This is a genomic window from Dyadobacter chenhuakuii (assembly GCF_023821985.2).
In the GTDB taxonomy this organism is placed as follows: Bacteria; Bacteroidota; Bacteroidia; order Cytophagales; family Spirosomataceae; genus Dyadobacter; species Dyadobacter chenhuakuii.
In genome coordinates, this window is record NZ_CP098805.1 from 5,367,762 (window position 1) to 5,380,105 (window position 12,344).

A 12,344-nucleotide genomic window follows, 5' to 3' on the forward strand; every position below is an offset into this window, starting at 1 on the left:
AATTTATAATGAACGAAAAACAACAAACCATTTCCAAGTCTGTATCCGTAACAGGAGTAGGTTTACATACAGGTGTGGTGGCTACAATGACATTTGTACCAGCCCCTGCCAACCACGGATACAAGTTTCAACGCATTGATTTACCCGACCAGCCAATCGTAGATGCCGACGTCGACAATGTTGTCGACCTGTCGCGCGGAACCACCATTGAACAAAACGGAGCACGGATCCATACGGTTGAGCATACATTAGCAGCATTGGTTGGTTTGCAAATTGACAATGTGCTCATCCAGCTCGACGGCCCCGAGCCGCCGATCATGGACGGAAGTTCCATCAAGTTTGTAGATGCTTTGCTCGATGCAGGCATTGAAGAACAAAATGCATACAGGAATTACTTCGAAGTTCCTGAATATGTGCATTATATGAATAAAGAAACTGACACGGAACTTGTGGCGCTGCCGCTGTCCGATTATCGTCTGACCGTCATGGTTGACTATAATTCCACGGTCATCAGCAGTCAGCACGCATCCCTGAACGATATTACATTATTTAAAGACGATATCGCAGAATGCCGCACATTTGTATTCTTACACGAACTTGAAGCGTTATACGGTCAAAACCTGATCAAAGGCGGCGACCTGACGAATGCGATTGTTATTGTGGATCGTGAAGTGCAGGATGGCGAGTTGGACCATCTTTCGCAGCTTTTGAGCAAGCCTAAGGTGAGTGTTAATAAGTCAAAAGGCATTCTCAACAACGTTGACCTGCATTATCCGAACGAAATGGCGCGGCACAAGCTGCTGGACCTGATCGGGGACCTTGCACTGGTAGGCCGTCCGATCAAGGCGCAGATTTTGGCTGCCCGTCCGGGACATGCGGCCAATGTGGCTTTGGCCAAAAAAATTAAGAAACTAATAAAATCCGGCAAAGGGGATATTCCTCAATACGACCCGAATAAAGCGCCGGTCTTTGATATTAACCAGATCGGTCAGCTGCTTGCGCACCGTTATCCGTTCCAGATGATCGATAAGATCATCGCGCTGGACGAAAACAGCGTGGTAGGCGTGAAAAATGTGACGATCAATGAGCAGTTTTTCTTAGGGCATTTCCCTGGAAACCCTGTTATGCCGGGCGTTTTACAATTGGAAGCGATGGCGCAGACGGGCGGTATCCTTGTTTTAACGAGCGTGCCGGATCCTGATAATTACTGGCCTTATCTGATCGGAATTGATGCTTGCCGCTTCCGCCGCAATGTGTTCCCCGGGGATACGGTGATATTTAAATGTGAATTCACTTCTCCGATGAAAAGAGGGATCGTGAAAATGAGTGGCCGGGGATACGTAGCCGGACAGTTGGTGTGTGAAGCGGATATGATAGCAAGCCTGGTAAAGAAAAAATGACTCAATCATTAGCATATATTCATCCTGACGCTAAGATCGCTCAGAATGTAGAAATTGAACCATTCGCAATGATACATTCCGATGTTGAAATTGGTGAGGGCTCATGGATAGGATCACACGCTGTTATTAATTCAGGCGCGAGAATAGGAAAAAACTGCCGGATCTTTCCGGGAGCTGTCATTGCATCGACGCCCCAGGATCTTAAATATAACAACGAATACACATTCACTATCATCGGAGATAACACCACCATCCGCGAGTATGCGACGATCAGCCGCGGAACCGAGGAACATTGGAAAACGGTGGTCGGCTCCGACTGCCTGATCATGGCTTACGCCCACGTGGCGCACGATTGCCGGGTTGGAAACAGCTGCATTATCGGCAACAATGTGCAAATGGCAGGTCACGTACATGTAGGCGACTGGGCGATTGTGAGTGCGTTAAGCGCTGTTCATCAGTTTGTTAAAATCGGTTCGCATGCTTTCGTTTCTGGGGCAACATTGGTCCGGAAGGATGTGCCGCCCTTTACAAAAGCGGCGCGTGAACCCATTTCCTATGCCGGGATCAATTCGGTAGGGCTGCGCAGACGTGGTTACAGCAACGAAAAGATTAACGAGATCCAGAACATTTACCGCTACATATACATGCGCGGCCTGAACAATGCGGAAGCTCTGCAAAAAATAGAACTGGAATTGCCGCCATCCAACGAGCGGGATGTGGTCATTAATTTCATCCGTAATTCGGAAAGAGGGATTATGAAAAGCCCTTTCCAGACAAACGGAACCACCGAAGCAGAAGCGCAGCCTTAGGGATTTTCCAATTGGATTTTGTTAAAATATATGAAGCCCGGGATTGTTTTCCCGGGCTTTTTTTACGCATGAAATCTAAAAGAATCTTGAAGCAAATTTCCGGCTTTCGCTGTTATTCAACCACTTCTAATGCATCCCCTTCCTTAACAAGCCCAAAATTACTTGCTACCATATTCTGTCCGAAAAGCACCTTGTTGTTGACCCTTCGGTAAGATGCCAGTGTTTTCAGGGGCTCTGCGCCTTTTTCGCCTGTTGCCGGGTCGACGGTTATCAGCACGCACCGGCCGCAAGGTTTTACAATTTCAAAATCCAGTTCTCCCACCCGGATACGCTTCCATTGATCTTCTTCGAAAGGCATTGTTTCAGCAATCACGAAATTTGGGCGAAAACGGACCATGGAAATCGGTTCTTCCAACCGGGAATTTAACTCGTCCAGTGAGGCCTGAGATATGACAAGGAATGGAAATCCATCCGCAAAGCTCACATTCTCTCCATTGCTGGCATATTTCGGATCCGCCTTTCGCTCTGTTGATTCCGGCATCATTACAAGCCTGACGCGCTTATCCAGTTGCGCCGAGAGCCAGGCATCCGCTTCATCAGAAACTGTTACCGCATTCACAATGTCGTCCCAGATCGTTACAGAGACCTTTTTCCCAGAACCAGGTTCGTAAGGAAGGATCACATTGTTTTTGGGATTGTTTCTCAAAAATATTTTAAGTCCACTTGATTCCAGCGCGACATCGATCAGGGCCATTTGACCAAAAACCCTTTGCGTGATAAACACATTGTTTTCGTCAATGATGAGCCAGCGACGATCGTACTGCAGGCCTCTTTCTTCGACATTAGCCTCGGTAAGGCGAATTCCACCCAACGACTTGACCGGATAGATCCAAATTTCTGATAAACGCATTGTTCAAAGGTGTTTTATTCATGACTTTTAAAATTCCATCCGGGCGAGCGGACTTACAGTTTGATCCGTAAAATCCCTGGCTTCAAACTTATAATGCGCTGCCATCGCAATCATGGCTGCATTATCTGTGCAGTATTCGAATGCCGGAATGTACACTTTCCATCCCAGTTTTTCCCCCAATTCAAGCAGTGATTTCCGTAATCCCGAGTTCGCAGAGACACCGCCGGCGATTGCAATTTCCTTAATGCCCGTTTCCCGCGACGCTTTTTTTAGTTTTTTCAACAAGATGTCCACCAATGTAAACTGAATGCTCGCACAGATATCATTGATATTTTCACCGATGAAACCAGGATTCTCACGCACCCGTTTTTGCAAAAAATACATAAACGAAGTCTTGATCCCACTGAAAGAAAAGTCCAGCCCGGGCATTTCAGGAAGCGGGAAAGGGTAAGCATTCGGGTTACCCAAAGCGGCATATTTATCGATCAACGGTCCGCCAGGATAGGGCAGATCGAGCAATTTGGCTGTTTTATCAAATGCTTCGCCCACAGCATCGTCTTTTGTCTCACCAATAATTTCCATTTCCAGTGGCCCGGTAACCTTCACAATCTGCGTATGCCCGCCGCTGACGGTGAGGCAGAGAAAAGGAAATGCAGGTTTGGGATCATCGATGAAATGCGCGAGCACGTGCGCTTGCATGTGATTGATCTCGATAAGCGGAATATTGAGCCCCAATGCCATGGATTTGGCAAATGAAGTCCCTACCAGCAAAGCACCTAATAACCCCGGTCCTTTGGTAAAAGCAATGGCATCCAGGTCTTTTTTTGCTACTTTTGCATCGTTCAGCGCGTTATCTACCACAGGCAGAATGTGTTGCTGGTGTGCCCGCGAAGCAAGTTCGGGAACCACGCCGCCATATTGTGTGTGAATCAGTTGCGTAGCAACAACATTGGAGCAGATTTTCCCGTTAGTGATTACGGCTGCGGAGGTTTCGTCACAAGACGATTCAATGGCGAGGATATTCATATTTGTTGAACTATAGTCGCAAAATTAAGCATAACAATAAGATAAGCGGTATCCCGCCGCGAAGCTATATATGTTAAAATTCCTGAAGGCGTTTGGTAATGGTCTGATCGTAGTGATCATCTTCGCGCTGCTGGCGCTGGGAATTGTGACCATTGCACTTCAGCTTCCTTCCGTCCAAACCTGGGCAGTTCAGCGTGTTACCAGTAATATTTCTGAGAAGCTGGGTTATCCCATTACCATTGAGAAAGTCAATATCAAGTGGTTCGACGTGGTTTCCCTCGAAGGTATTTCGGTGAAAGACACGAGCCAGAAGGATATGATCGACGTCGGCAGGATTGACGTTAATCTGGACCTTAATAACATTATTGAAAACGCTTCAAAAGAAATTTATCTCGATGAAGTGAATGTATATCAGCCCAATGTGCACCTGGCCATTATACCTTCCTCAGGCTCATTGAACATTGATGGCTTCATCGAACGGATCAACGAGCTCACCGCCCCGGCTGTTCCGCGCCCCAAAAACGCACCTGAAAACAACACGCCTTTTATTATTGGTAAATCAAAAGTCATCGACGGCACATTCCGCTATGATGATCCGCGTCAGCCCCGCGATAAAGGTGCCAGGACTTTTGACTATTCCCATTTCGAGTTGAATAAATTAAACGGGGACCTGAGAAATTTCCTGGTTCAGGGCGACACCATTTCTTTTCTGGCCCGAAACCTGGAAACAGTCGATAAGCAGACCGGCCTTAGGATGCATGATCTGGAAACGCGCTTTTTGTTTTGCCAAAAAAAGATGGAGCTCAAAGAGCTGGACGCCCATATCGGCAATTCACATTTGAAAGATGAAGTCATATTTTACTATAACAGATCCGGCGAGCTGGGCGATTTCAATCATAAAGTCCGCATGAAAGGGCATTTGGTAGGAAGTCGTGTTGATTCCAAAGACCTGGGACTTTTTTCAAGTTATGTTGATAACCTAAGTGAAACCTGGCGCATATCGGGCGATTTTAATGGCAAAGTCGATGATTTCATGGTTTCGGATATGGACCTGCATTTCGGAAGAGGGAGCCGTTTGGTTGGTAATGTGGGTTTTCAGGGATTGCCGAAGATTGAAGGTGTAAAAATGGACATTCAACTGTCGCTTTCGAAGGTGGAACCGATGGACATTATCCAGTATTATCCTGAATGGGATATGCATTCCACGCTTTCGAAATTTGGCCTCACATTACTGGATGGCACATTTAAGGGCACATTGGAAGATTTTGCTTTGAATGCCACGGCTTCTTCGGATATGGGTGAAGTGGCGGGCGATCTCGTTTTCCACATTGCCGACGCACAGTCAACCACCTATTCCGGAACGATCAAAACGGCCGCTTTCAAGCTGGGTAAGTTATTGGATGACGAAGAAACCTGGCAGGAGCTGGATTTTGATGGTAAGGTTTTCGGCAAAGGGACAGAGTTGAAATTCGCATCGACGGATATGAATGCAACCGTCGGACGGGTTGGGTTCCAGCATTACAATTATAAGAACATTCAGCTCAAAGGAAATATACAAAATCAGTATTTCAACGGCCTGGTAGTTGCGCGAGATAGCAATCTGATCGCCAACATTGAAGGAGAATTTGACCTTTCAAAGGCGCAGAATGCATTTGATGTGCAAGGAACCATTGAACGTGCGAACCTCAAAGAACTTGGTTTTACAAAGGAGGCCATCACATTACGCACGCAACTGAACGTTAATCTGTCCGGCAATACATTTGACGCGCTGACAGGCGATGCCAAGCTGCTTGACACCTATTTGCTGATGTCGGAAAAGGAACGAAATCTGGTGATGGACACGCTGGTTTTCTCATCGCGCCAGATCGCCGACAGAAGGATCCTGAAACTGGAAAGTGAATTCCTGACCGCAAAAATGGATGGAAATTTTCTTCCAACCGCTGCATACAAGGACATTAGCCGCATTTTAGCCGAATACAGACTTTACTTCTTCGAAAACGAAGCAAACCGGACCGAATACTATGCCAAAAAGCCGGTTAGCACGTCATTAAGCCGTTACCAGATCGACTATGCGGTGGAAACCAGGAATCTGTCGCGATTCCTCGCATTCCTGAGCCCTGACGTGCATATTTCAAGGGGAGCAAGGGCGGAGGGTGTCTTTAAAATGGATAACACGGCTTTTTTAACATTGAATGCACTTTCGGACACGGTTCGTTATGGAACCAATGAATTTGTGAAGGCGGAAGTCGATGTGACAACTTCAAAGTTTGTGAACTCAGCGGAAGTTTTGGCTTCCATGCTGGTAACATCCGAAAATCAGAAGATAAGCGCGCTGGTCCCCACCGAAAAACTGGAAATTGAAGGAACCTGGGATGTTGATCATATCGATTTTAATGGTGCTCTGAGTCAGGTAGCCAGCACGAATAATGCGAATCTGGCCGGTGAAATCCGTTTCCTGCCCGCTGGCTTGGACATTAATTTTAAAAATTCGAAGCTTAATCTTTTAGAGGAAACCTGGAATGTGCCTTCTGAAAGCTTCATTTCTATTGTAGGGCGTGATGTGACGATGTCCAATTTAGGCGTTGTGAGTGGCAAGCAGCGGATTTTTGTGAACGGCACGGCTTCGGAAGATCCGGAAAAAAGCATGGTGCTGGACATCAAAAATTTCAGGTTATCCAGTTTAAATGCATTGTTGACCACGCAGTTAGCAGGGATTATGGACGGCTCTGCGAAAGTGAAGGACATTTATAATGACGTTGTACTGGATGCCAATTTCAGCATTGAAAGCCTTGGTTATGGTCAGTATGAATTTGGAAATTTATCCGGGACAGGCGATTGGGACCAGAGCAGGAGCGAGCTGGAAATTGATGCGCAGCTGAACAAAGATGCACGGCGCGTGTTCAATCTCACCGGCGCCTATCGTCCCAAATTAAGCGCTAATACGCTGGATTTGAAGGCTATTTTCAACAATTTCGATTTCAAAGGTCTCGAACCGTTTGCTACGGGCCTGGTTTCGGACATTAGCGGGACGGCCAAGGGGGTGGTAACGATCAAAGGCGTGGTGAATGCACCGATCCTTTCCGGTTCTTTAATGGTGGATAAAGGCCGGATGAAATTCGATTATCTGCAATCGACCTTTACTTTCAGCGATAAGATCAACTTTACCGAGAGTGAAATTACATCCGATAACATGCTCATTACGGATACGGACGGAAACACGGCCAACCTGCGCGGTGGGGTTTTTCATGATGGTTTCAAGTACTTTTCTCTGGGTTTTAATGCGGATTTGCACAATTTTAAAATCCTGAACACAACGGCAAAGGATAACAGCATTTTTTACGGAACAGCTTATGTTACAGGCCCGGTGGCCGTTTTTGGCCCTATTGACAACCTTAATATAGAAGCCAATGTGACCAGCAACAAAGGCACCAAAATCCACATTCCGCTGGACGGCGCTACGGAGGTGGCCACGCAGGATTACATTCAGTTTGTAAGTAAAATGCCACCGGCAGACAGCACCGCAAAATCAGGCGATTCCACGGCAAGAAGCCAGGTTGCAGGCGGCATTAAGATGGATTTTAATTTCAACCTGACGCCTGATGCAACTTGCGAGATCATTTTTGACAGGCAAACCGGCGACATTATCCGCGGGAACGGCAGCGGCAGGCTGAACCTCAACATTGATACAAAAGGCGATTTCACGATGGCCGGAACGTACGAAATTGAAAGGGGAGAATACAATTTCACATTGCAGAATGTCATTAATAAGAAATTCAGCATCAAACCCGGAAGCCGCATTGTGTGGTCCGGTGATCCTTATGGCGCGCAACTGGATGTGAAAGCAGGTTATACACAAATGGTTTCTCTGGCCGGCGTTTTGCCGAATACCAGCACCACCGAAACAGGAAACGATGCATTATCGCGCCGCTATCCGGTGGAGGTGACTATTGCGCTTTCGGAGCAACTGATGTCGCCACAGATCCGCTACGACCTGAAAGTGCTCGATAACCCATCGTTAAGCACATATCGCGGGCAATTGGAAGCATTTCAGAATAAGTTGAAGTCTGACGAACAGGAACTGAGCAGACAGGTGAGCAGTTTATTGCTTGTAAACCAGTTGCTTCCCGAGGCAAGTTTGGCCGCGGTGGGGAGTCAGAATTTCCTGGGGAGCAGCATTAGTGAGCTGGTTTCCAATCAGATCAGCCGCTGGGCTTCGGGAATCAATGAGAATCTGGAAGTGGGGGTTTCAGGACTTTCTCTGGATCAAAATGCGCTTAATAACCTGCAATTGAGGTTTTCTTACCGTTTTCTGAACGATCGCTTCCGCGTTACGCGTGACGGACGTTTTACTTCCGGGACCCAAAGTGCGAACGGCGCATCACAATATGACGCGGCCAGCTTGCTGGGTGAATGGACTTTGGAATACTGGCTCAATCCCAGTGGTTCGGTGCGGGTAAAAGCCTATAACCGCAATGTATTGAACTCGCTTGTCTTGAATTCGGTGACAACCGGTGGTGTGAGTATGCAGTTTACGCACAGTTTCAACCGCATTTCTTTAATGCCAAAACCTTCGGTAAAAATCCCCTATGTGCCTGCCGATACAAGCAGGCAGGACACGACGGTCAATAAAATGATCTCTAAAAAGGATCCGACGCGCTGAAATTATTCCCCGCGGTATCTCACGGCCAGCCCGCTGAGCATATAGCCCTCACTTTTTACGCTTGTGTAATACTTGTATTTGACATTGATAATCGCATCAGCACCGATTTTTTGAGCCTTGATAACCAAACGCGCAGTAAGCAACTCCTTGGTTTTGGCATCATTACCACGATACATCATGCGCTTATCCTGCGTTTGACGCGCGGTAAGCGAGTCTTCACTGGTAATTTCCACAACCCCGATCTCCGAATAGGGCCGATCTAGCGGCTGGTTATCATAAAGCACTTCAATAGGATATTTTGTATTCGTTGAAATGGGGATGCCCGAGGCGCAGCCCGCCAGGATAATGATGGCAGATAGGAATAGCAGGCGGGTTATACTTTTGATCGGCGTCATTTATTTTAATTAAATCATATAAGTTAAAACTGCTATTCTTCTCCCAGAATTCCTACTGACACCGGAAAATATGTATGGCAGTTGAAGCCTATACATCAAAACGTTGCCATTCTGTTGCACCGGATTTTATTTCGCCATTTATCCCTAAGTCATTGCTAAATGCCGGAATCTGAGTTATTTTCATGCAATCTAAATCTTACATAATCTTCTGGATATGGTCATGAATTTTAAAAGAAGAAATGCATTCCGTGGCAAAGCTGTTATCGGTCTGCTGCTAACCTCCCTGATCGCCGCTCCGTCCTTTTCGCAAGATCTGCCGAAAGGTGTGAAAAAGGTCACTTCGGTGGAAGGGATCACTGAATACAATCTGGAAAACGGGCTGAAAGTGCTCATGTTTCCCGACCCGTCCAAGCCGACTATTACGGTGAATGTCACTTACCTGGTGGGTTCCCGCCATGAAGGTTATGGCGAAACAGGCATGGCGCATTTGCTGGAACACATGGTATTTAAAGGCACGCCCAAGCATCCGAACATTCCACAGGAGCTCACAGAGCATGGAACCAGACCGAACGGAACGACCTGGTATGACCGCACCAATTACTACGAAACATTCTCGGCAACCGAAGAAAACCTGAAATGGGCGCTCGACCTGGAATCCGACAGGATGGTGAATTCTTTCATTGCCAAGAAAGACCTGGACAGCGAATTCAGCGTGGTACGCAATGAGTTTGAATCGGGAGAAAACAGCCCGTTCCGTGTTTTGATGGAGCGTGTGATTTCGGGTGCATTTCTTTGGCATAACTATGGAAAATCGACCATCGGAAACCGCTCCGACATTGAAAGGGTGCCGATTGAAAATTTACAGGCTTTTTATAAAAAATATTACCAGCCGGACAATGCAGTCCTGACGGTTGCGGGAAAAATTGACGAAGCCAAAACGTTGGCAATGATCAATGATTATTTTGGTAAAATCGCAAAACCGGAACGTGTATTACCCAAGTCCTACACCTCTGAACCGACGCAGGACGGAGAGCGTTTTGTGGAGCTGAAAAGGACAGGCGATGTGCAAATGCTCATGGCAGCTTACCACATTATGCCCGGCTCGCATGCCGACTATCCCGCCATGGAAGTGCTTACCGAGCTGTTAACTGCTGAACCCAACGGCCGGCTTTACAAAAATCTGGTGAATACAAAGAAGGCTTCATCTGAATTCGGATTCAGCTTTCAGTTGTTTGATCCGGGATTTGTGCTTTTTGGAGCCGAGGTTTTAAAGGAAAAATCGCTGGATGAAGCTAAAAAAGCATTTACCGCCACATTGGATTCGGCAGCAGTTCTGAAACCCTCCAAAGAAGACATTGAACGTGCGAAAACGACCATTTTGAAAAACTGGGACCTGGAATTCCGTAATTCCGAAAGGGTAGGACTGAGCATCAGCGAAGCCATTGCAACTGGCGACTGGCGGCTTGCATTTCTTTTCCGGGATAACATTCGGAAAGTTTCGCCGGAGGACGTCTTCCGCGTTGCACAATATTACTTCCGTCCGTCCAACCGCACATTAGGAACATTCGTGCCGGAATCCAACCCGGTAAGGGCTGAAATCCCGGAAGCGCCGAATGTAGCGGAATTGGTGAAAGGCTATAAAGGTGAAGCCGTTGTAGCAGAAGGAGAGGCATTTGATCCGTCGCCAATGAATGTGGAATCCCGCACGACGCGCGTTGAAAAGCCTAATGCCATTGAAATAGCCCTGCTTCCCAAAACGACTAGGGGCAATGTCGTCGCAGCTAAAATCATATTGCGCTACGGGGATGAAAAGAGCCTGATGAACAAAGCGACCATTTCCGATCTTACGGGGTCCATGCTCGATAAGGGCACAAAAACTAAGACAAGACAGCAGCTGAAAGACGAATTCGACCGGCTGAAAGCGCGGGTTAGTTTCTTCGGGATCAATAACCAGGCTGGGGCGAACATTGAAACGACAAAAGAAAACCTGCCTGCTGTAATGAAGCTGGTGGCGGAAGTTTTGAAAAACCCTGCTTTTGATGAAACAGAATTTGAAAAACTAAAACAGGAGGAACTGGCCGGAATCGAATCGCAGCGGAGTGAGCCGCAGGCGATTGCATTCAACCAGTATCGCCGCATTGTAACGCCCTATCCAAAAGGGGACATTCGTTACGTGGGAACATTTGATGAAGATCTGGAGAGCATTAAGGCCACAACTATTGACCAGATCAAGCAGTTCCACAAAGATTTTTATGGTGCCAACAATGCTTCTGCAACGGTTGTAGGAGATTTCGACAAAGCGGCACTTCAAAAGATCATTAATGACGAATTCGGAACCTGGAAAAGTGCGAAACCATTTACACGCGTTGCTTCCCCTTATGTAGCTGTGAAAGCAGAAAATAAAATGGTGGAAACGCCGGACAAAGCCAACGCCATGTTTATAGCGGGCCTTAATATGCCTCTGCAAGACACAGACCCGGATTATCCGGCATTGGTGATCGGTAATTATCTTTTGGGCGGAGGCTTTTTGAACTCCCGGCTTGCCACACGCATTCGCCAGAAAGATGGGTTAAGCTATGGTGTAGGATCACAATTCTCTGCAAGTTCCTTGGATAAAAGCGGCACATTTATGTCCTATGCGATTTACGCACCTCAAAATGCAGAGAAGCTGGAAGCTGCATTCAAAGAAGAGATCGAGAAAGCAATGAAGGAAGGTTTTACGGCAGAGGAATTGAAGGCGGCGAAATCGGGTTACCTGCAATCCCGGCAGGTAGGACGCTCGCAGGATGCTTCACTGACCAACACATTGGCAAACAACCTTTACCTTAACCGGACTATGCAGTGGGATGCAGATTTTGAGAAGAAGATCGAAGCATTGACCCCGGAGCAAATCAAATCTGCATTTAATAAACACATTGATTACAACAAGCTGGTAATCATTAAGGCGGGTGATTTTGCAAAGGCCAAAAAAGGAGCGCCTGCTGCCGCTGCGCCTGCACCGCTGGGTGGAAGCGAGAAGAAATAGAGGCATTTAATATTAAGGAAGAATTAAACCGGCGGCAAATTGCTGCCGGTTTCTGCTTTTAAAGCAGTACATCTTTATCTTTGCCCAGTATACAAGGAAACCTTTATCGCTACAATGCC

The 12,344-nt window shown here is 47.0% G+C and carries 7 protein-coding genes; 4 read left to right on the top strand and 3 right to left on the bottom strand.

The genetic code is table 11. The features are described 5' to 3' along the window. Nucleotides 1-8: 8 nt before the first annotated feature. Nucleotides 9-1,400, top strand: a complete 1,392-nt coding sequence (locus tag NFI80_RS22415) for a bifunctional UDP-3-O-[3-hydroxymyristoyl] N-acetylglucosamine deacetylase/3-hydroxyacyl-ACP dehydratase (RefSeq protein WP_233797378.1) — start codon at nt 9-11, stop codon at nt 1,398-1,400. After that, nucleotides 1,397-2,209, top strand: a complete 813-nt coding sequence (lpxA, locus tag NFI80_RS22420) for an acyl-ACP--UDP-N-acetylglucosamine O-acyltransferase (RefSeq protein ID WP_233797377.1) — start codon at nt 1,397-1,399, stop codon at nt 2,207-2,209. The genes NFI80_RS22415 and lpxA overlap by 4 nt, the downstream gene beginning before the upstream one ends. A 112-nt stretch (nt 2,210-2,321) precedes the next feature. Here lpxA and NFI80_RS22425 read toward each other — a convergent pair whose 3' ends face one another. Continuing rightward, nucleotides 2,322-3,119, bottom strand: coding sequence for an MOSC domain-containing protein (locus NFI80_RS22425; protein WP_235160418.1), 798 nt, complete (start codon nt 3,117-3,119; stop codon nt 2,322-2,324). A gap of 27 nt (nt 3,120-3,146) precedes the next feature. Beyond that, nucleotides 3,147-4,145 (bottom strand): tRNA (adenosine(37)-N6)-threonylcarbamoyltransferase complex transferase subunit TsaD, encoded by a 999-nt coding sequence (tsaD, locus tag NFI80_RS22430; RefSeq protein WP_233797375.1) that lies wholly within the window; start codon nt 4,143-4,145, stop codon nt 3,147-3,149. Nucleotides 4,146-4,215: 70 nt separating this feature from the next. Here tsaD and NFI80_RS22435 point away from each other — a divergent pair, with 70 nt between their 5' ends. After that, entirely contained in the window at nt 4,216-8,805 is a 4,590-nt protein-coding gene (locus tag NFI80_RS22435; RefSeq protein WP_235163891.1) for a translocation/assembly module TamB domain-containing protein, read from the top strand. A gap of 2 nt (nt 8,806-8,807) precedes the next feature. Here NFI80_RS22435 and NFI80_RS22440 read toward each other — a convergent pair whose 3' ends face one another. Further along, a complete protein-coding gene (locus NFI80_RS22440) occupies nt 8,808-9,200 on the bottom strand; it encodes a hypothetical protein (RefSeq protein ID WP_233797373.1) in 393 nt (130 codons plus the stop codon). Between the two features lie 214 nt (nt 9,201-9,414). Between NFI80_RS22440 and NFI80_RS22445 the strand changes: the two genes are divergently transcribed. Then, complete coding sequence (locus NFI80_RS22445) at nt 9,415-12,225, top strand: M16 family metallopeptidase (RefSeq protein WP_235163892.1); 2,811 nt, start codon at nt 9,415-9,417, stop codon at nt 12,223-12,225. Nucleotides 12,226-12,344 lie beyond the last annotated feature (119 nt).

Coding starts and splice junctions, on each gene's coding strand:
- NFI80_RS22415 (WP_233797378.1), top strand. CDS start 9: ATGAACGAAAAACAACAAACCATTTCCAAGTCTGTATCCGTAACAGGA.
- lpxA (WP_233797377.1), top strand. CDS start 1,397: ATGACTCAATCATTAGCATATATTCATCCTGACGCTAAGATCGCTCAG.
- NFI80_RS22425 (WP_235160418.1), bottom strand. CDS start 3,119: ATGCGTTTATCAGAAATTTGGATCTATCCGGTCAAGTCGTTGGGTGGA.
- tsaD (WP_233797375.1), bottom strand. CDS start 4,145: ATGAATATCCTCGCCATTGAATCGTCTTGTGACGAAACCTCCGCAGCC.
- NFI80_RS22435 (WP_235163891.1), top strand. CDS start 4,216: ATGTTAAAATTCCTGAAGGCGTTTGGTAATGGTCTGATCGTAGTGATC.
- NFI80_RS22440 (WP_233797373.1), bottom strand. CDS start 9,200: ATGACGCCGATCAAAAGTATAACCCGCCTGCTATTCCTATCTGCCATC.
- NFI80_RS22445 (WP_235163892.1), top strand. CDS start 9,415: ATGGTCATGAATTTTAAAAGAAGAAATGCATTCCGTGGCAAAGCTGTT.